This is a genomic window from Halapricum salinum, assembly GCF_004799665.1.
Taxonomy (GTDB): Archaea; Halobacteriota; Halobacteria; order Halobacteriales; family Haloarculaceae; genus Halapricum; species Halapricum salinum.
The window spans coordinates 2,057,959-2,076,348 of the sequence record NZ_CP031310.1 but is presented as its reverse complement, the minus strand read 5'-3'; the positions used below and the strand labels follow the sequence as shown (position 1 = coordinate 2,076,348).

Sequence of the window (18,390 nt, the reverse complement as noted above, 5' to 3'; positions counted from 1 at the left end):
CGAAACGCGAGCCGGACGTGGCAAGTCCCGACAGTGTTTAATAGGTTGATTTCGTACGCGAAAGTGTAATGTCGGAAGTCTGCTCGACGTGCGGGTTGCCTGAGGAGCTCTGCGTCTGTGAGGACGTCGCCAAGGAGTCCCAGGAGATCAACATCCGCATCGACGAGCGCCGTTACGGTAAGGAGGTAACGATCATCGAGGGATTCGACCCGAGTGACGTCGACATGGACAGCCTGTCCTCGGATCTCAAGTCGAAATTCGCCTGTGGGGGCACCGTCGAAGACGGCCAGATCGAGCTCCAGGGCAACCACACCGGTCGCGTCGAGGACTTCCTCCGCGACAAAGGGTTCAACGTCGCCTGATTCTCTCGTTCGTCGGGACGCCCACCTGCGTTCGCTCCGACAGCGACGGCCTAGTCGACGAACTCGACGTTCGTGTCACAGACTGGACACTGTTTCACGCCCGCCTCGACGTCGAGGTCACGCTCGGTCCCTGTCCACCCACACTCCGGACACATGACTGGTTCGGTCATCGGGCGACAGTTAGGCGGGTCGACACAAGAAAGTCGGCGGTCGCGACCCACCACCTGCAAACGTCTTCTCGACAGCCGCCTCACGGCTCGGCGTCATCGACCGGCAGTCCGTTCACTGGTCTGCGTCGTCGATCGGTACTGTGAGCACGAACCGAGGCCGGCTCGTCCGGTCGTCGACAGTCAACTCGCCGTCGTAGCGTTCGACGACTTCACGGGCGACGTGGAGGTCAGTGTCACCGGCCGACTCGTCGGCTGTCGGTCCGCGCTGGGAACTCGTGAGAAGGTGCTGATCGATCCCGCCGTCGATTGCGGGGCCGATCGCGGCCATCTCGATGTGACACTGCCCGTCGGCTGTCGAAACCTCGACGTCGACCGTCGGGCCGCTGACCGTACTCCGTTCGATCACACCTCGCAACAGCGTCTCGATGGCCGCCGACAGCAGCGAATCGGCCCGCACCAGCACGTCGTCCGGTCCCGAGACGTCGATCCGGCAGTCGGGATGGGTGACTGTGAAGTGAGAGGTCTCGCGTTCGAGCAGCGCCCGGACGTTCACAGAGGACTGTCGATCGTCGGGGTCGATCGCCGTCGCGAGCGGCGCCATCTCGTCGACCAGCCTGACCAGTCGCTGGCTCCGACGCTCTATCGTCTCCAGGTGCGCTGCCCCGGAGTCGTCGACGTGCTCGTCCAGCAGACGCGTGTACGACTGGATGACGTGCATGCCGTTGCGCAGGTGATGGCGAACGAGGTCGTGGACGAACGCCAGTTGCTCCTGGACGGCCTGGGCTTCCTCGGCCGCAGCGGCCGCGTTCTCGGCGGCGCGGGCGTTGCGAAGCGACTGGACGTGATAGAGCCCGACTAACAACCCTGCCGTCGCCCCGACAGTCTGGGTGACCACGAGCGTCAACAGCGGGTCTTCGAGTTCGACCCCGCCGCTGACCTGGGTCAGCAGTTGCCAGACCGTCAGCCCGACCAGCAGGATGATCCCCAGACCCACCCAGATCGCGATCCGCCAGAGGTCACCGTCGGTGAACTCGCTATCGTGCAACCAGTAGCCCGTCCCCAGGATCGTTCCGCAAAGCGTGACCACCATTCCGACCTCGACGAGCGGATACAGCGCCAGCGCGTCCGTAGAGAACTGGCGACCGCCGTAGGCCAGCGCGGCGACGAGCAACCCCGCGCCGATGACACTCACGCCCCAGGCGCCACCCCACCGCGGTCGCGACCGCGAGTGGGCAGCCATAGATTCACATTGTATTTTCCGATATAATAATCTATTCTCGATAGTGTAACATATCTGCACTCGAAGTGGAGGGGGCGCTTCAGAAAGCCGGAAGCGCCCTCTGGAGGCCTATTCGCCCCAGTCTTCTTCGAGTTCGGGTGCGGTATCCAGTTCCGCCGGGTCGACGCCGACGACTTCCAGTTCCGCACCGCAGGTCGCACAGTCGATGATCTCTCCGATCTCTGCGTCGTCGTGCAGCGCGACGTCTGCGCCGCACTCGGGACAGTCTGCCATAGCACTCGGGACATCGAGACGGCCCACTATCAAACGACCGAAGTCAGTTCGTCAGCGGCGGGTAGGCTTATGTGGCTGGTCGCCGCCACGTCTCGTATGGCAGTCCCACTCAAGCCGCTACTGATCGTCCTCGGGATCGTCCTCGCGACGACCGGCGTGTTCATCTATCGAAAGGCACTGTTCGGCTTCGGCGGACTGCTCGGCGGGGCAGCCGGCGCACTCGTCGGGATCGGGATCGGCGCCGACCTACTGGTGTTCGTCGGCGCGATCGTCATCGGGGCCGTCGTCGGGATCTATCTGGTGCTGACGGCCTACCGGATGGCCGTCCTGGCCGCCGGGGCGATCACCGGGCTGGCCGTCGGCGCCTACGCCGCTGGCGCGTCGCTCACCTCGCCCGGAACGCTGGTCGATCCGCTCGTCGGCGGTGGCCTCCTCGCCGGGTTGCTCGCGGGCTGGCTCCTCCGGAAAGTGATCGTCCTCGTCGTCTCGGCTGCCTGGGGTGCCTCGCTGGTCTCGGTCGGCATGGCCCCCGCCGTCGAGGACGTCACCAACGTTCGCGAGATCGTGGACGCGTTCGTCTCGCCGTGGCTCTACGGCGTCTTCGTCGCCGGGATCGCCGTCCAGGTCGGCATCTGGGGCTACCTTCGGTTCTATGCCGGCGAGGAAGAGGGCGAACCCGAGTCCGGCTTCGTCGGTCGTCTCGTCGGCCGATAATTTGGCCCAATAACTACAGGGGATCGTTCTGTAGGTCGACGTATGGACACCGTGACACCACCCACGAGCAAGAAAGAGGTCATGCACATGGGCCTCACCGGATACGTCATCGGTGCGTGTCTGGTGCTGGTTATGTTGCCCCTGTTGCCGCTTCTGGTCGGGTTGAAACTGCTCGATGTCATCAGAAAAGGCGGCGGCGAACAGTCGAGTTAGTCGACGACGGCCCGAGGTTTAAATCAGAATCCGACCCAGCCGAGGGTGTGATCCGAACTCGCGACGACTGGAGGCGAGACTGACTCGTGGCCCACCGCGCACTGGTCGCCTACGAGCGTCCCGGCGGCCGCTACGACGTCCACACCTCCCGGTGGGGTGGTCTCGACCTCTCCCTCGCCGAAACGATCAGTCCGGCCGACCCGTACGCCGGAGAGGCCGTCGACCCCGTCCCGCGAGTGGTCGCTCGCCCGTTCGCGGACGTATTGACGATGGTCGACCCCGCTCGCCACGAGGCGCTCTACTGCGTCAGCTCGGAGTACGTCGTCGACACCTACCTGCCACTGTGGTTCGGCCTCGCCCACTACCTCGGCGAGCCGGCGTTCGGTCGCGGACCCGACGGACTGGTCGTCGCGGTGGACTCGCCAGCCGACGCCGACGCGTTCCGGGAGTGGTTTCGAGCGGCGAAAGACACCGTCGCCGAGGCAGTCGTTGGCGGGTATCTCTCACGAGCCGACGCACGGGCGGTGCTCGCCGACGCAGTCAGCCAACGCGGGACGGGTCGAGAATTGTTCGATCCGTGGACAAACGGAGAAACGAACGAGTATTAGTGTCGGCGTGGGCTACGGGCTGTCGTGACGACGACCGAGAGCGTCCGTGCCCGGACGAACCCTTCGATCGAGACGGCCCACTCGGTCGTCGAGACGGGGCTGGACAGCGACGCACTCGTGACGATCTTCGGGGAATGTACCGTCGACTACGAGGGCCGGGCCGAGAGCACGCTCGGCCCCGGCGACCGCCACGTCATGTGCAAGCCCGACGGCACAGTACTGGTCCACACCGACGAGGGTCACCAGCCGGTGAACTGGCAACCACCGGGCTGCACCCACGAGGTTTCGGTCGACGACGCGCTCGTGCTCCGCAGCGAGCGCTCGACACCCGAGGAAGAACTGCTCGTCCGCTTTCGCGACGTCGAACACGTCGCCGCGTTCGACGTCACCGATCCCGAGGAACTCTCGCTGTCCGGCACCGAGGAAGACCTGCGCGAGCGCGTCCTCGACGACCCCGAACTGATCGAACCCGGGTTCACGCCGCTGTCGACCGAACGGGAGACGCCAGCCGGCGCGGTCGACATCTACGGCGAGGACGCCAACGGTCGCTCGGTCGTCGTGGAGTTGAAACGCCGGCGAGTCGGGCCCGACGCCGTGGGGCAACTCGCCCGCTACGTCGAGGCGCTCGAACGCGACCTCCACGACGAGGCCGAGGTTCGCGGGATCCTGGTCGCCCCGTCGGTGACCGACCGTGCGCGGACGTTGCTGGCCGAACGCGGCCTGGAGTTCGTCTCGCTGGAACCCTAGTCCCTATGCATCCTAGCGGTGGCCCTTGCGCGCGAGTCGCTCCAGTCGAGCCGCCATGGTCGCGACTGCCCGCGCGACCGCGCCGAGTTCCTCCGGCCGTACCCGCGTGAATGGCACGTCGTAGACGACGCGCTCGTTCGTGACCCGGAGCGTTCCAGGAATCGAAATGTCCATCAGCGCCGACTGCACCTCCGGATCGAAGACCTCCCGGAGGTTCGACCCGGCCTCGACGGTGAGGACGAACTGGTCGTCGAGTGCGTCGTTGCCGGTTCTAATCCCCTCCTCGCGTCCCCCACTACCGACGTACTGTAGTTCGAGCGCGAGCGGTTTCGAGAGCCCGTCGAGAAGCGTCTCGACGCGGACGCCCTGCTGGCGCACGAATCCGCGGCCGATCACCTCGGCCGTGACGGTCTTACGCTTGTACTCGTTCTGCAGCGGCGGCCGTCGTCTGTCCTCGCGCTGGGCCGAAAACGGCGATTTCGTCCGCAGCCGCTTCCAGGAGAGCCGTTCACCCCGCCGGAACAGCACGACACCGAACAGCCAGACCACGACGAGAATCGCGGCCTGGGTCGGCAGGCCAGCGTAGGTCGCGAGGTCGGGCGCGACGTCTCGAACGGCGCCCTGGACATCGACCCGCTGGATCACCAGCGTGCCCCCACCAACGAGCACGAGTGTCCAGACGAGGATCCGGTGGCGGACCCCGAGATACCGGCGGAGGAACGTCATCCTCTCTATCTTTGGGGGCCTGTACCAAAAGTGTCAGTCCTCGACCCGTGATTTCAGGTCCGCCAGCGTCTGGAGGGCTTCCAGCGGCGTCGTCTCGGCGATCGACACCTCGCGGAGTGCCGCACGAATGTCCGTCTCGGTATCGCTTCCAGCACCGTTGTGGACTGCCGGGGTGACCTCGTGACCATTGGTCCCCGGGTCGACGCTCGCGTCCGACGCAGCCGTTTCTTCGGCCAACAGGTCGGCCGCGCGATCGACGACGGCGTCGGGAACGCCGGCCACGCCGGCGACCTCGACGCCGTAGGAGGCCTCGGCCGCGCCGGGCGCGACCGCGTGCTCGAAGACGACCTGTCCGTCCTCGCGAGTGGTCCGGAAGTGGAGATTGAACACGCTCGGCAGATCGTCAGCCGCCGCGGTCAGGTCGTGGTGGTGGGTCGCAAAGAGGGTGGTCGCACCGATCTCGTCGTGGACGTACTCCGTCACTGCCTGTGCGATCGCGAGGCCGTCGGTCGTCGAGGTCCCGCGACCGACTTCGTCGAGCAAGATCAGCGACTGCTCGGTCGCGTGGTCGAGGATTTCGGCGAGTTCGGTCATCTCGATCATGAACGTCGAGCGTCCGCCCGCGATGTCGTCGCTGGCCCCGACCCGCGTGAACACCCGGTCGACGATCCGGAGGCTGGCCCGCTCGGCCGGGACGAAACTCCCCGCCTGCGCCAGCAGCGAGACGAGCGCAATCTGGCGCATGTACGTCGACTTCCCGCTCATGTTCGGTCCCGTGACGATGGCGAACCGCTGCTCGTCGTCGAAGTGTGCGCCGTTGGGGACGAACGAGTCCTCGGTGCGCTCGACGACCGGATGGCGACCACCCTCGATGTCGATACCTTCGTCGGCAATTTCCGGTTTCGTGTAGTCGAACTCCGCCGCGACGGTCGCAAACGAGACGAGCACGTCGAGTTCGGCCAGCGCGTCTGCGAGGTCTTGCACGCGCTCGGACTCGGCGGCGATCTCGTTGCGAACGTCGACGAACAGGTCGTACTCACGGTCGTCGGCGCGCTGTTCGGCCCGGATGATCTCGTCTTCGCGCTCTTTCAGTTCGGGCGTGTAGTAGCGCTCGCTGTTCTTGAGGGTCTGGCGGCGCTGGTAGTCCTCAGGGACGCGATCGAGGTTGGCGTCGGTCACTTCGATGTAGTAGCCGTGGACGGCGGTGTGGCCGACCTTCAGCGAGTCGATGCCGGTCCGCTCGCGCTCCCTGGCTTCGAGGTCGTCGATCCAGTCTTTCCCCGAGCGTTCGGTCGCTCGAAGCTCGTCCAGCGTCTCGTCGTAGCCCGCGGCGACGATCCCGCCTTCAGTGAGTTCCGGCGGCGGGTCCTCGGCGATGGCGTCGTCGATCAGCCTCCTGATTTCGGGCAGGTCGTCCAGTCGATCGTGCAACGACTGGAGTTGCGCGCTGTCGGCGTCGGCCAACTGCTCGCGAACGTCGGGGACGACCGACAGCGTCGCGCCCAGCGAGTTGACGTCGCGGGCGTTGGCCCGGCCGCGCGAGACGCGCGAGATCAGCCGTTCGATATCGTATACCTCACGCAGTCGGTCGTGGAGGCGCTCACGAGTCTGGACGTCGCCGTGGAGTTCGCCGACGGCTTCGTGTCGCCGCTCGATGCGGTCGCGTTCGAGCAGGGGTCGGCGCAGCCAATCGGTCAGTTTTCGGCGGCCGAGCGCACAGGCGGTCTCGTCGAGTGCTTCGACGAGCGTCAGCCCCTCGGGACTCCTGACGGCGCGGCGGTCGAACACCTCCAGGCTGTCGAGCGCGACGGCGTCGAGCACCATGTACTCCCGCGGGTCGTACCGCGTGAGGTGATTGAGATAGTCCAGCTGGCCGTCCTCACCGACGCCGGCTCCACCGCGGGTGTACTCGGCGTAGTCCAGCAGCGCGCCGCAGGCCCTGACCTCGACGTCGCTGGCCAGTAGTCGCTCCGGGGGACCGAAGTACTCGCCGACGAGATCACTGGCCCGCTCGTGCTCGAAGACAGTCTCGTCGTAGGGCGTCACCATGCAATTTCCGTCGAAGGTATCTGGTGACATCTCCGGGCCGACGATCGCCTCGGCGGGACCGAACCGGCTGATCTCGTCTTCGATGGTCGACAGCGAGTCGCTGCCGGTCGCGTAGCAGTCACCTGTCGAGACGTCGAGCAGGGCGAGGCCGTATCGCCCATTCTCTACAGCGAGTGCCGCGACGTAGTTGTTGTCCGCCCCGCCCAGCAGTTCGTCTTCGGTCAGCGTTCCAGGTGTGATGATCCGCGTGACAGCCCGCTCGACGACGCCGGAGACCTCGTCTGGATCCTCGACCTGATCGGCGATGGCGACCCGGTAGCCCGCATCGAGCAGCGTTTCGACGTAGCTCTCGGCGTTGTCGATGGGGATGCCCGCCATCGGGTACTCGCCGGTCGAGTCCTCGCGTTTGGTGAGCGTGATCTCACAGAGCCGGGCGACGCGCTCGGCTGCCTCGCAGAAGGCTTCGTAGAAGTCGCCCACCTGAAAGAGTACCAGCGAGTCGTCGTAGCGGTCGGTCAACTCGAAGTACTGGGCCATCATCGGCGTCAGGTCCTCGGCCCGCTCGCGCATCTTCTGAGGCGCTCCGAGTGCCGCGTCCATACCGAGAAGGGACGCCCTCACGAATCAAAGAACCCTCGGCTTGGCCGCGACTCTCAATTCTCGGCCACCGGTTGCCCATTCCCGTCGAAGCGATCGATCGTCTCGCCGTCGGGATCGACCGCCCGGTACTGCCGAGTGCCATCCGGGGCGAACGTGGTCCGAATCACGTGTCGCTTGCTCTTGCTCACCGCAAGGTAGGGTCGCTCTTCGGTCGAGGCCGCCTCCCGACCGCCCTTGCCCCAGGCTCCGTCGCCGACGTAGAGGACGCCGTCATCGGCCTGCTCGCCGCCTTCGAGCAGGTGCGTCCGCTTGTAGGTGTGATCGTCGTGTTCGAAGACGACGTCGACGTCGTATGCTTCGAACAGCGGCACCCAGTGATCCCGAACGTCGACGCGGTCTCGGCCAGCGCCGGTGATCGGTTTCGAGGAGGGGTAGGCCGGAACGTGGCTCACGGCCGCGACGTGCTCCCAGTCAGCTCGCTCGGCCAGCGCCGATTCGAGCCACTCGGTCTGCTCACCAGGCACCTCAGTAGTGTGATTCGAGTCGAGGATCAGGAACGAGACGCTGTCGCCGATGTCGATCGCCCAGTACGCCTGGTCGCGCACCTCGTTGTCGAACAGGTCGTAGTAGAAGGGAGCGTCCTCGGGGCTGCCGTGCATCCCGCCCTGGACCTCGTGGTTGCCGATCCCCGCGACGATGGGGATCAGACGACCGTCCGAGCGCATGTGTTCGTGCCACTGCTCGAGAAACGTGATCCACGGCGAGACGCTCACCCCATCGGCGTAGGCCAGGTCGCCACCGACAAGCGCGAACAGCGGGTCCCACGAGGCCGCCTGCTGGTGGAGGTCCGGAACGAATCCCGTGGTCCCGATGTCGCCACCCTGGGCGAACGTCAGCGGTTCGTCGATGGATTCGGGTGCCGTCCGGACCGTCAATCCGGTCGGCTTGCCCCGAAGTTCGATCTCGAAGTCGGTGTCCGGCGCGAGCGCCTCGAACGTCGCCCGGTGACGGTACATCGGAGGGTACGAGTCGACCGGGCCGAACCGCGCGACAGCTGTCTCGTTGGTCGCCTTGCTGTTGGCACTGGGAGAGAGCGCGATATCGACGGGGTCGGGCTGCTCGTCGGACTCGACGACCCACTGGAGGGTGACCTGGTGGGTGGGATCACTCGTGCGCCAGGTGGCGATCAGTGTCGACGGCGGATCGATAGTCTCGGTCGAGGCTCCGAGGAGTTCGGTACAACCGGTGAGGCCGCCGATACCGGCCGCCGTCGTTCCCAGAATCTGACGGCGAGTCGGGAAACGACTGGTCCGTCCGGAGTCGTCAGTCATGAATGTCGATACCGAACACGGGGAGGAATAGGTTGTGCTTGCCTAGCTCCGAAACCGATGGGCCGCGAACTTCGCCAGCAGCGGGACGTCTTTGAGGTGGATAAGCTTCGAGATGGCGCGCCAGCTGCCCTCGTTGGCGCGGCGCATCGTCTGCAGGTCGAGGTTGTTGAGGTCGCGCATGAACGTGTCGTAGCGGGAGTTCGGCGCGAAGTACATCAGTTCGGTCATGAACAGTCGCGACTCCATGTTCGGCGCGACGTTCTCGTGCCAGAGGTCGTTGTAGACGGAGATGTTCTCCGCGGAGGTGTCAGGCTCGTCGGGGGTCAGGCAGTGATCGACGGTGATCGCAGCGGCCCGCGCCGACTGCATCCCCTTGTTGATCCCCTCGCCCCACAGCGGATCGATCGTCGGGACCGTGTCGCCGATCGCGATGAAGTTGTCCGTGCTCAACTGCCCGGGCGACTGGATGTGTGCCGACCCGCGGTGTTGCTTGCCCGCGACCTTCTCTGCGTTCTCGAAGCGGGGGTCGGTCTCCATCCAGTGATCGAGATAGCCGTCGATCGTCCGTTGCTCGTCGGAGTACTGACGGTAGCCCTCGTTCTGGATGTAACACAAGCCCACTTTGGCGGTGTCCTCGCCGGTGTGGAAGATCCAGGCGTACCCGCCGGGCGCGTACTCGTGGTCGAGTCTGAGCATCATCGCGTCGTGCAGGTCGGCGTAGTCGGGATGGTCGAGGTCGACGTTCTCGAACTCGTACTCGATACCGATGGCCTGCTTCTCGCGTTCGAGGTCGCTCACGCCGAGCGGTTTCGCCAGCGCCGCGGAGGGCCCGGTCGCGTCGACGACGACGTCGCCGTAGACTTCCTGATCGCCGTTGTACCGGACGCCGACGACCGCACCGCCCTCTTCGATCGGTCCCGCGACGCGAGCGTCGAAGTAGTACTCCGCGCCTTCCTCGCGGCTGTCCTCGACGAGGAATTGCTTGAAATCGGCGAATTCGAGGACGGCACCGGCCTGTTTCTGGGCGAAGTGGTGGTTCGGGGATTCGAGGACGACGTTGTCGGTGAAGTGCATCACGACGTCGTCGGGGATGTTGAACGACGACATCATCGACGGGAACGTTCCACCGGTGGACTTGTTGCTCGCGCGCGGGAACTCGGCTTCCGGTTCGGTCTCCAGGACGACGACGTCGTACCCCCTCGAAGCGACGTCGCGGGCACACTGGGCACCGGCGGGCCCGGCCCCGGCGATTACCACGTCGAAGTGGTCGGTCATTGCTTATACAATCCACACAGAGCGGTTGATAACCCTTTCCACTTCTTTACGGCTGGCCCCTGCCGGTGTATCCGCTTTCGACTAGCACCCCGGACGCACGTCTTTACAGATATTCGACACGAATAGGGCGGCGACGGTACTTTCAAGCGCTCGCCGGTCCCCGACTGTGACATGGAACTGGAGTACGTCCCGCTGGGACGCACCGGCTTGCAGGTGAGCGAACTCGCCTTCGGGACCTGGCGCTTCGGCCGCGAGACCGACCAGGGCACCGTCGAGATCGGCGAGGATCGGGCCTACGAACTGCTGGACGCCTACGAGCAGGCGGGCGGCCGATTCATCGACACCGCAGACATCTACGGCGACGGCGACAGCGAGACCTGGATCGGCAACTGGCTCGCCCAGCGAGACCGCAGCGACTACGTCGTCGCCTCGAAGGTCTACTGGCCCACTCGCGAGGACAACCCCAACTTCTCGGGGCTCTCCCGGACGCACGTCCGGCGTCAGATCGACCAGATACTCGATCGGCTCGGCACGGACTACCTCGATCTGCTGTACGTCCACCGCTGGGACGACGACACCCCCGCCGAGCAGTTGATGCGCACACTGAACGGCCTCGTCGAAGACGGCACGGTCAACTTCCTCGGCGCTTCGACGCACGTGCCCGACGGCTGGCACGTCGCGAAGGCAAACGAGATCGCAGACCGCTACGGCTTCGAGCCCTTTACTGTGTCCCAGCCGCGGTACAACCTCGTCAACCGCGAGGTCGAGGACACCTATCTGGACATGTGCGCCGAGTACGACATCGACCTCGTGCCGTGGAGCCCGCTGGGCCAGGGCGTCCTCACCGGGAAGTACAGCCGCGAGGACCGCGCCGCCGACTCCACCGCCTCCGAGGACGACGGCTGGAAAGAGTACTACCTGACCGACGAGAACTTCGACGTCGTCGACGAGGTCGAAGCCGTCGCCGAAGAAGTCGACGCCACGCCCGCCCAGGTCAGCCTCGCGTGGCTGATGCACCACCAGCAGGTCGCCGCCCCCATCGTCGGCGCACGGACCGTCGAGCAACTGGAGGAGAATCTCGGGGCCGCAGCGGTCACACTGAGCGAAGAGCAGTTCGAGCGCCTCGCGGAGTCGAAAGCGTCGCCGCTGGACGGGATCTAGTCGTCGAACAGCGCTCGGGCCCGCGTGACGTAGCTGTTCGACTCCCAACTTCGAGCACGGCTGATCGTTTCGAGCGCCGATGCGGCCTCTGCGGTCGAGAGTCGTCCACGCCGGACGAGCACCGAGAGCAACGTCGGCGTCGTGACGAGACGGGTGTTCGACAGCGATGCATGGATCAAGCCGAGGCTGTTGAATTCGTCACAGAGAAAGAGGTCGGCGTCGATTTCGTTTGCGAGCGTCACGGCTGCGTTCTCCCCGTCGTCGAGCGGAAACTCCTCGTCGAGGTCCGCGTGTCTGCGTTCAGTTGCGTCGCTGTCGACGACCGCCGCTGCGGCCCGGCCGTGGGCGTCCTCGAAGTCGGCGATCTCCTGTAGTTCGTCGAAGACGATCGACGGGACGACGACGTTGTATTCGTCGAGACAGTCTGCCAGGGGGTCTGGGTCGTCTCCGGCGGCGATCCCGAGACTCACGAGTCCCGACGTGTCGGCGACGACTGTGCCCATTCAGGCCTCCGAGACGTCCTCGACGTATGCCTCGTCGAGTTGCTGTTTCAGAACCCGAAAATTCGCCGCCCGTTCGGCCCCGAGCAACGCCTGGAGCTGCTCGTCAGTAATCTCGTCGTCGTAGTAGGCGGCCGCGATCTCCTGGACGAGCGTGTCGTCGTGCGTCGCGTCCTGCAGATACTCCCGGAGTGCGGTGACGAGGACGTCGGTTCGGTCCTCGCCGAGAACTGTCGCGAGCGCGTCCGTCCGATCGATCAACCGATCCGGCGCGCGGAACTGGACCCGCTTTTTCGAACTCATCGTGTGTACATTGTGAGCCAGAATCTTTAGCCTTTCGTGTCAGGACACATATTCATTCGTCGGCGAGGATATCCGTCTCGACGGTCTGGTTCTTCGAGAACATCTCCAGAGGCACGGTCCGGGTCTGGCCGGCGGCGTTGATCGTCGCCGTCGCGTCGACGTCCAGCAGTGAGGTCTCCTCGGGGACGTGGGTGACCCACCACTTATCCATCTTCGAGTTGTCAAGTTCCATCGGCAGTTCGACCGTCTCGCTCGCGCCCGGCAGGATCGTCGTCCCCTCCTGATGGCTGCCGTCGGCCAGCGTGATCTCGTTGATCGAGACGGTGTAGTCGATCCGCTCGACCGTGATCGGGAACTGGCGTTCGTTCCGGAGGGTGCTCTCCGCCGAGAGCGGCGCGGTCTGGGGGGTCGCTTCCTCCCACGCCGCAGACGTCGATTCGGCGACGAGGAACGTCTCACCGTCCTGCTCGATGGGCTGTTCCTGCGTGCTGTTCAGACCAGCCAGCAAGTCCGTCTCGAACGTCGAGGTTCGATTCTCGGTCGGCACCGACAGCGTCGTGAACCCGGCGTCGACGGTCGTCGTGGTCGTCGTCCGCACCGTCGAGGACTCGCCGTCGTTGAGGTGGCGCGCCCACCACGCCGGGACCTGCTCGTTGTCGAGCACGCTCGTGTAGTTCACGAGGTTCGTGCCCTCCGCCAGTCGATCCTCGGTCCGCTCGCCGCTGCCGAAGACGACGCCGTTGATCGACGTCTCGCTGGCCATCCGGAACCGGATGAAGTCGTTGACCACCGGGCCATTGGGGTTGAACACCGTCACGTCGGTCTCGACGTCGGTCGTCTGCTCGGTCACATCGCCCCAGCGGCGGGTCGTGTTCTGGACGCTCGGACGCTCGATCGTGGGCCGATCCGTCGGCAGTGCGTCGACAGACGAGGAGCCGTCGCCGAGGAGGTCCGTCGTGAGTCGGAAGCGATCCTCGACCAGCGCGATTGGGACCCGCTCGCGCTGGCCGTCGCGCTCGACGATCCCGTACAGCCGGACGGAGACGTTCGAGCGCTCGTCGTTCCGGAGGTGGGTCACCCACCAGTCCGACAGCTTCGGGGTCGACAGGGGGACGCGGACGTCGAGGTCGCGCGTCTCGTCCGGCTGGACCGTCAGCGCCTCGCCGTCTGTGCCGTTGGCGACCGTGACACCGTTCATCTCGACGGTATACTGGAAGTCCGCAAACTCCAGGGGGCTGTCGTGGCGGTTCTCGACGGCCGTCGAGAAGATGAAGGGCGTCGTCTCGGCGTCCGCAGTGCCCCAGGCGGCCTCCTGAGAACCGAGTTCGGCGATCGTCTCGTTGGCGACGGTTACCGTCTGGGACCCGTCGCTCCCGACGGCGCCCAGGATGTCGGTCTCGAACTGCGTCTGCTCGTCGCTGAGGGGGCGGTCGAACTTCGTGATTCCCACGTCGACGGTGGCGCTGGCGTCGGTGACGACCGCCGACGTTTCGCCGTCGTTGACGTGGCGGACCCACCAGTCTGCGAAGGCGTCGTTGTCCATCTCACTGGTCATCGTTAGCGCCTCGCCCGCCGGGGGCAAGCCGCGCGTCGTCGTGCTGTCGAGGACAGTCACGCCGTTGATCGACGTCGAGCGATCGACGACGAGCGAGGTCACCGCACGGAGTTTCGAGAGATCGGTCGTGTCGGCGAATTCGACCGTCGTGACGACTTCTGCGGTGCTGGCGCTGATCTCGCCCCAGCGTCGTTCAGTCTCGGCCACGGTCGGCACGGTCACGTCCTCGCGCTCGCTCGGCAGCGATTCGACGCTAGTCGCGCCGTCGCCGAGCAGGTCAGTCTCGAACTCCAGACGCTGCTGGTAGAGCGTCAGCGGCACACGCGTTCGCTCGCCGTCGCGCTCGACGATCCCGTACAGCTGAACCTCCATTTGACTCGTCTCGTTGTTCAGGACGTGCGTCGGCCACCAGTCGGCGAAGGCCGAGGTGTTCAGCGACGCGTCGACGGTCAGCGCTCCCGACTCGCCCGGCTCGATCTCGACGCCGTCGGTCGTCTGCCCCGACCCCAGCGTGACGTCGTTCATGCTGACGACGTACTCGACACCGTCCAAGGTGACCGGATAGTCGTGTACGTTTTCGACCGTCGTCGTGAACGTTAGCGGCGTCGTCTCGGCCGTGGCCTCGCCCCAGCTGGCCTGCTGGTCGCTGAGGACGACGAACGGCTCGCCGTCGACGCGCACCGTCTCTGCGCCCTGGCCGCCGAACGACGACAGAAGGTCGGTCTCGATCTGCGTCGTCCGCCCCGCGAGCGACTGGCTGAAGCCGGGGCCGCTCACTTTCGGGTCGATACTGAGCGTCGAGCTTTCGCCGTTGTTGACGTGGGTGACCCACCAGTCGGCGATCCTGTCGTTGGGGATCGCCGAGGAGAGTCTGAGCGTGTTGGTCCCCGGCGAGAGGCCGATCCCGGAGCGGGTGTTCTGCGTGAGCGTGACGTCGTTCAGCGACGCGGTGTAGGAGACGTCGATGATCCCGGGGACGGGGATCGGATTGGGGTTGTCGACGACGACCTGTGTCTCGATCTGGGTCGCGTCGTCGGTGACCTCGCCCCAGCCGTTGTCGATTGTTTCGACGGTGGGTGCAGCGAGCACGCCCGTGGCGACGAGAATACCGAGTAACACGACGAGCGCGACGAGCGCGACAGCAGTCACTTTGGCCGCTTTGATCGCGCGGGGAGGGACGTCCATTGCGAGCAGGGTACGGTGGCGAGCGGCGTTAAACCACCGGCCGATCGAGTCGCGTCACGCCGGCCGTGGTGGCGTCAGGTCAGCCCAGTGGATTCAGGCTGGCTGGCCCGAACCCCCGTCCTTGCGGTCCACGTCGCTGTCGCTCGCGTCGCTCTCGCCTTCGACGTAACGAATCCGCTCGGGGATCGGCGGATGCGTGTAGTGGAAGGTCGCGTAGAGTGGATGCGGGAAGGGGTTTGCGAGATTCTCGCTGGTCAGGTTCGCCAGCGCGTTCGCCATCGGGCCACCGCCACCCATCACCTCGACGGCGAAGCTGTCGGCCTCGCGCTCGTGTTTCAGCGAGAGTTTGTTCTCCAGCGGCGCCGTGAACCGCAACAGTGGCATGACCCACAGCGCGCCCAGCACGAGCCCTGCGTAGGGAGTAGCGGGCACGCCGAACAGGTCGTAGAGCCAGGCCTGTTCGAGCAGCACCGAGAAGATGGCGAGGACGATCCCGATCCGCAGGAACGAACTGGCCATCTGCTTCCAGATGTGTGATTTCTTCCAGTGGGCCAGTTCGTGGGCGAGGACGCTCTCGATCTGCGGGCGGTCCATCTGCTCGATCAGCGTGTCGAACAGCACGACGCGCTTGGTCCGGCCGAACCCGATGAAGTAGGCGTTGGAGTGGCCCGAGCGGCTGGAGGCGTCCATCTCGTAGACCTGCTCACACGAGAAGCCCGCGCGCTCGAAGACGTCGTCGACGGACTCCCGCAACTCCCCGGAGTCGATCGGTTCGAAGTCGTAGAACAGCGGTGCGATCACCCGCGGGTAGAGTACCAACATAGCGAGCGAGAAGGCGATAAAGAGCCCCCAGGCAGCGACCCACCAGAGATTGGGCAGGATTTCGAACGCCAGGAGAACGCCCCCCGCGACGAGTGCCGTCAGCACGAGCGCGACGACAGTCCCGACGACGAAATCCCGGAGCCAGAGTTTCGGGGACTGCTGATTGAAGTCGAACTGCTCCTCGACGACGAACGTCTCGTACAGCGAGAAGGGGATTCCAGCGATCCGAACGGCGGCGACGAGGCCGACGAAGAAGACGGTTCCCTGAACGAGCGGCGGGAGCGAGAGTGACTCGATCCAGGCGACGGCGTCGCCGAACAGTCCCGAATACAGTACGAGGAGGACGAACGCGATGCTCAGCCACGACTGCAACAGCGAGAGTCCGGTCCCCGCTCGTTGATAGTCCAGCAGCCTGTCGGTGTCTTCGATTCCGAGACGGTCGCGTACCCACTCCGAACGCTCGGCCACGGTCTGGGCGCCGTAGCGGACGTTCAGGATCGAGAGCCCGCTGAAGAAGGCCTCAGTCCCGACCACCACCAGCAGGAAGGCGACGTGCAGTTCGAGCATGTCCACCCTTGGAGCCCGGAGGTACGAGTAAGCTACGCACGGGACGGCCGAGACTTATACTCGTGGCCGCTGTACGCGACGGCCATGGAAGAGGAAGCCTGGCGCTCGGTCGACGTCATCAAGAACAAGCAGGGCGAACCACACGTCCTCCAGCAGAAAGTCACGGTCTACACGGCCGGGATGACGAACGAATCGTCGGGCTACACCAAGCCGATGCTCGAACACAGACTCGTGCCGCTCGATCAGATTACGAAGTGACGCGGCCGAGACACCAGATCAGGCGGGTTTGCCGCGCTTGCCGAGGCGGGATTCGGCGACGGCGAAGGCCAGGGTGCTCGCCAGTCCGAGCAGCGTTCCCGCGGTGAGCATCAGCGCGAGATACGACAGGTCGGCGTAGTCGTAGCCGAGGAAGTACACCGAGACTGCGTGGAGGATGCCCGCGATCGCCAGGACGTAAAAGGGCGCGTTGAGGTAGCGCCACTCGAAGCGCCCCGAGAGGTACTCGTCGGTGACCCGGCCGAGGCTACTCGTGACGCCCGCGGCCGCGAACCACGGGATCGCCCCCGAGATGACCGCGGCGATCACTTCGAGGATGTCCAGTGGCGTGCCGTCGGCCTGCACCGTTTCGAGGGTCTGGTAGCCGGTGGCGCTGCCGATCAAAAACAGCACGCCGGCGACGAGATACGTGACCAGCGTGACCCGGCCGGCGTACAGTCCCGAGAGGACGCGGTCGATCGCGCCGTCGACGCGGTCTTCCAGCCCCAGTCCGCGCGAGAGCAGATACAGCCCCACCAGTCCCGACGCGAGTCCGAACATGTCCCCCTGCATCCCCAGCAGGTCCGCCAGTACCGCCAGCGGATAGATCAAGAGAACGATCCCGAGCGGGATGAGGATCGTCCCCCGAGTCTCGGGGTCGTTCAGCACTTGCTTGATGGTGTAGTACATCGATTCGAGGTCCTGAGCCTGCCGGACGACGACCCGGCGGACGCCGTCGATCCGGACGCGCGAGCGGATCACGGGAACGACGCTCTCGTCCTGTGCGCCGTCGGTGACCAGCAGCGCCCGAACGTCCTCGCCAGTCGAGAGTCGGGCGAGCACTTCGTCGAGTTCCTCCCCGACCGCCCGGTTTGCAGCGACGTCGCTGCCCTCCAATCCGGTGATCGCCGCGATCTCGACGGTCTCGCCGTCTTCCTGCAGGTCGTCGTAGATATGCAGCCCCTCGAAGAGGACGTTGAGGTCGCTGTCTTCGGGGTCTGCAGTGGCGAACTCGACGGCAGCGTCCTCGACGTGCTGACGGCCGACCACGGGCGTCTCGATCCCGGTCTTGCGGCCGATGTCGTCGTCGAGGTCGATGCACAGCACCAGCAGCATTCAGTCGGTCGTACGCTATCCCGGCATATGGGTTTTCGGCCTGGTCTCCGTGACGGTTCGACTCACAGACGTTTCATCGTACGCGACGCACATCAACGACGCCGAAGGTACAGCGTCTCTTTGATCGACCCCGGGGCCTTTGGTGCAGGCGGACACAGCGTCGCCCGTGGACAGCTCTCGCCTCCTGACGCTGTCGCTCGTCGTCGTCGGCCTCGGCCTAGTCGCGCTCCCGGTGCTCGCTGCGCCCGAGGTCCCCGACGACCGCGTCGAGTTCTACGTCGAGGGCGACTGGATGAACAACCCCGACCAGCAGACCCTGGCGTACGCGAACTTCAGCGGCGCCGAACGCGCGGTCTTCGAGGCCGCCCTGCAAGCCAGCCCCGACGATCTCAATCGGTCCGTCAGCGAGGCACCCGAGCGCCTGACACCGGGACCAGACGGCATCGCGATCTACAACGTCGAACGCGATGGCCAGTTCTATCTGCTGCAGGTCAAACACCTCTCCTTCGAGGTCGATTTCGCCACCCAGCAACTGCCGCGACTCGCGACACTGGCACTCGGCGCGATGGTACTCGGCGTCGCGGGATACCGACGATTCGGCCGCTAGGCGGGATCGTC

Annotated in this window: 19 protein-coding genes; 8 read left to right on the top strand and 11 right to left on the bottom strand. The window is 65.4% G+C overall.

The window, feature by feature from the left end:
* Window positions 1-68: 68 nt before the first annotated feature.
* On the top strand, window positions 69-362 hold the full coding sequence (gene yciH / locus DV733_RS10370) for a stress response translation initiation inhibitor YciH (protein ID WP_015761607.1): 294 nt from the start codon (window positions 69-71) through the stop codon (window positions 360-362).
* Window positions 363-644: 282 nt separating this feature from the next.
* Here the strand turns inward: yciH and DV733_RS10365 are convergent, their stop codons facing one another.
* Both DV733_RS10365 and lysW read right to left on the bottom strand, forming a co-directional pair.
* Window positions 645-1,772: a sensor histidine kinase gene (locus DV733_RS10365; protein WP_049994762.1), complete on the bottom strand. Its 1,128-nt coding sequence runs from the start codon at window positions 1,770-1,772 to the stop codon at window positions 645-647.
* A 108-nt stretch (window positions 1,773-1,880) separates the two neighbouring features.
* Window positions 1,881-2,045, bottom strand: a complete 165-nt coding sequence (gene lysW, locus DV733_RS10360; RefSeq protein WP_049994763.1) for a lysine biosynthesis protein LysW — start codon at window positions 2,043-2,045, stop codon at window positions 1,881-1,883.
* A gap of 96 nt (window positions 2,046-2,141) precedes the next feature.
* On the opposite strand from lysW, the gene DV733_RS10355 reads away from it, so the two are divergent.
* From DV733_RS10355 to nucS, 4 genes are all read left to right on the top strand, one after another.
* On the top strand, window positions 2,142-2,759 hold the full coding sequence (locus DV733_RS10355) for a hypothetical protein (RefSeq protein WP_049994764.1): 618 nt from the start codon (window positions 2,142-2,144) through the stop codon (window positions 2,757-2,759).
* 42 nt (window positions 2,760-2,801) lie between these two features.
* Entirely contained in the window at window positions 2,802-2,972 is a 171-nt protein-coding gene (locus DV733_RS17130; protein WP_154019534.1) for a DUF7535 family protein, read from the top strand.
* Window positions 2,973-3,058: 86 nt separating this feature from the next.
* Window positions 3,059-3,580 (top strand): DUF6735 family protein, encoded by a 522-nt coding sequence (locus tag DV733_RS10350; protein ID WP_049994765.1) that lies wholly within the window; start codon window positions 3,059-3,061, stop codon window positions 3,578-3,580.
* Between the two features lie 66 nt (window positions 3,581-3,646).
* A complete protein-coding gene (gene nucS / locus DV733_RS10345) occupies window positions 3,647-4,327 on the top strand; it encodes an endonuclease NucS (protein ID WP_049995343.1) in 681 nt (226 codons plus the stop codon).
* A 12-nt stretch (window positions 4,328-4,339) separates the two neighbouring features.
* On the opposite strand, the gene DV733_RS10340 is transcribed toward nucS, so the two are convergent.
* From DV733_RS10340 to DV733_RS10325, 4 genes are read right to left on the bottom strand one after another with little or no spacing between them, the layout of a single operon-like run.
* Window positions 4,340-5,053 carry a hypothetical protein gene (locus tag DV733_RS10340; RefSeq protein WP_049994766.1) on the bottom strand — a complete coding sequence of 238 codons (714 nt, stop codon included), beginning with the start codon at window positions 5,051-5,053 and terminating at the stop codon, window positions 4,340-4,342.
* Window positions 5,054-5,086: 33 nt separating this feature from the next.
* Window positions 5,087-7,702 (bottom strand): DNA mismatch repair protein MutS, encoded by a 2,616-nt coding sequence (mutS, locus tag DV733_RS10335; RefSeq protein WP_049994767.1) that lies wholly within the window; start codon window positions 7,700-7,702, stop codon window positions 5,087-5,089.
* Between the two features lie 53 nt (window positions 7,703-7,755).
* A complete protein-coding gene (locus DV733_RS10330) occupies window positions 7,756-9,033 on the bottom strand; it encodes a purple acid phosphatase family protein (RefSeq protein WP_049994768.1) in 1,278 nt (425 codons plus the stop codon).
* A gap of 42 nt (window positions 9,034-9,075) precedes the next feature.
* Entirely contained in the window at window positions 9,076-10,308 is a 1,233-nt protein-coding gene (locus DV733_RS10325; protein WP_049994769.1) for a digeranylgeranylglycerophospholipid reductase, read from the bottom strand.
* A 171-nt stretch (window positions 10,309-10,479) separates the two neighbouring features.
* On the opposite strand from DV733_RS10325, the gene DV733_RS10320 reads away from it, so the two are divergent.
* The gene (locus DV733_RS10320) at window positions 10,480-11,469 is read left to right on the top strand and encodes an aldo/keto reductase (RefSeq protein ID WP_049994770.1); all 990 of its coding nucleotides are present in this window, start codon (window positions 10,480-10,482) and stop codon (window positions 11,467-11,469) included.
* Here DV733_RS10320 and DV733_RS10315 read toward each other — a convergent pair.
* The 4 genes from DV733_RS10315 to DV733_RS10300 form a co-directional block, all read right to left on the bottom strand.
* The gene (locus tag DV733_RS10315) at window positions 11,466-11,972 is read right to left on the bottom strand and encodes a hypothetical protein (RefSeq protein WP_049994771.1); all 507 of its coding nucleotides are present in this window, start codon (window positions 11,970-11,972) and stop codon (window positions 11,466-11,468) included. The two genes, DV733_RS10320 and DV733_RS10315, sit on opposite strands and share 4 nt — an antisense overlap.
* A complete protein-coding gene (locus DV733_RS10310; protein ID WP_049994772.1) occupies window positions 11,973-12,272 on the bottom strand; it encodes a hypothetical protein in 300 nt (99 codons plus the stop codon).
* A 52-nt stretch (window positions 12,273-12,324) separates the two neighbouring features.
* Window positions 12,325-15,012 (bottom strand): LEA type 2 family protein, encoded by a 2,688-nt coding sequence (locus DV733_RS10305; protein WP_049994773.1) that lies wholly within the window; start codon window positions 15,010-15,012, stop codon window positions 12,325-12,327.
* Between the two features lie 93 nt (window positions 15,013-15,105).
* Window positions 15,106-16,401 carry a M48 family metallopeptidase gene (locus tag DV733_RS10300; protein WP_049994774.1) on the bottom strand — a complete coding sequence of 432 codons (1,296 nt, stop codon included), beginning with the start codon at window positions 16,399-16,401 and terminating at the stop codon, window positions 15,106-15,108.
* A gap of 84 nt (window positions 16,402-16,485) precedes the next feature.
* Here DV733_RS10300 and DV733_RS17340 point away from each other — a divergent pair, with 84 nt between their 5' ends.
* Window positions 16,486-16,659 carry a hypothetical protein gene (locus tag DV733_RS17340; protein ID WP_170178700.1) on the top strand — a complete coding sequence of 58 codons (174 nt, stop codon included), beginning with the start codon at window positions 16,486-16,488 and terminating at the stop codon, window positions 16,657-16,659.
* Window positions 16,660-16,677: 18 nt separating this feature from the next.
* Here the strand turns inward: DV733_RS17340 and DV733_RS10295 are convergent, their stop codons facing one another.
* Complete coding sequence (locus DV733_RS10295; RefSeq protein WP_049994775.1) at window positions 16,678-17,772, bottom strand: DUF373 family protein; 1,095 nt, start codon at window positions 17,770-17,772, stop codon at window positions 16,678-16,680.
* 166 nt (window positions 17,773-17,938) lie between these two features.
* On the opposite strand from DV733_RS10295, the gene DV733_RS10290 reads away from it, so the two are divergent.
* On the top strand, window positions 17,939-18,379 hold the full coding sequence (locus tag DV733_RS10290; RefSeq protein ID WP_049994776.1) for a hypothetical protein: 441 nt from the start codon (window positions 17,939-17,941) through the stop codon (window positions 18,377-18,379).
* Window positions 18,380-18,390 lie beyond the last annotated feature (11 nt).

Excerpts from the sequence above, each read along its gene's own strand:
- DV733_RS10340 (WP_049994766.1), bottom strand. The coding sequence starts at position 5,053 with ATGACGTTCCTCCGCCGGTATCTCGGGGTCCGCCACCGGATCCTCGTC.
- DV733_RS10315 (WP_049994771.1), bottom strand. The coding sequence starts at position 11,972 with ATGGGCACAGTCGTCGCCGACACGTCGGGACTCGTGAGTCTCGGGATC.
- DV733_RS10365 (WP_049994762.1), bottom strand. The coding sequence starts at position 1,772 with ATGGCTGCCCACTCGCGGTCGCGACCGCGGTGGGGTGGCGCCTGGGGC.
- DV733_RS10325 (WP_049994769.1), bottom strand. The coding sequence starts at position 10,308 with ATGACCGACCACTTCGACGTGGTAATCGCCGGGGCCGGGCCCGCCGGT.
- yciH (WP_015761607.1), top strand. The coding sequence starts at position 69 with ATGTCGGAAGTCTGCTCGACGTGCGGGTTGCCTGAGGAGCTCTGCGTC.
- DV733_RS17340 (WP_170178700.1), top strand. The coding sequence starts at position 16,486 with ATGGAAGAGGAAGCCTGGCGCTCGGTCGACGTCATCAAGAACAAGCAG.
- DV733_RS10310 (WP_049994772.1), bottom strand. The coding sequence starts at position 12,272 with ATGAGTTCGAAAAAGCGGGTCCAGTTCCGCGCGCCGGATCGGTTGATC.
- DV733_RS17130 (WP_154019534.1), top strand. The coding sequence starts at position 2,802 with ATGGACACCGTGACACCACCCACGAGCAAGAAAGAGGTCATGCACATG.
- mutS (WP_049994767.1), bottom strand. The coding sequence starts at position 7,702 with ATGGACGCGGCACTCGGAGCGCCTCAGAAGATGCGCGAGCGGGCCGAG.
- DV733_RS10355 (WP_049994764.1), top strand. The coding sequence starts at position 2,142 with ATGGCAGTCCCACTCAAGCCGCTACTGATCGTCCTCGGGATCGTCCTC.
- DV733_RS10305 (WP_049994773.1), bottom strand. The coding sequence starts at position 15,012 with ATGGACGTCCCTCCCCGCGCGATCAAAGCGGCCAAAGTGACTGCTGTC.
- DV733_RS10320 (WP_049994770.1), top strand. The coding sequence starts at position 10,480 with ATGGAACTGGAGTACGTCCCGCTGGGACGCACCGGCTTGCAGGTGAGC.
- DV733_RS10330 (WP_049994768.1), bottom strand. The coding sequence starts at position 9,033 with ATGACTGACGACTCCGGACGGACCAGTCGTTTCCCGACTCGCCGTCAG.
- lysW (WP_049994763.1), bottom strand. The coding sequence starts at position 2,045 with ATGGCAGACTGTCCCGAGTGCGGCGCAGACGTCGCGCTGCACGACGAC.
- DV733_RS10300 (WP_049994774.1), bottom strand. The coding sequence starts at position 16,401 with ATGCTCGAACTGCACGTCGCCTTCCTGCTGGTGGTGGTCGGGACTGAG.
- DV733_RS10295 (WP_049994775.1), bottom strand. The coding sequence starts at position 17,772 with ATGCTGCTGGTGCTGTGCATCGACCTCGACGACGACATCGGCCGCAAG.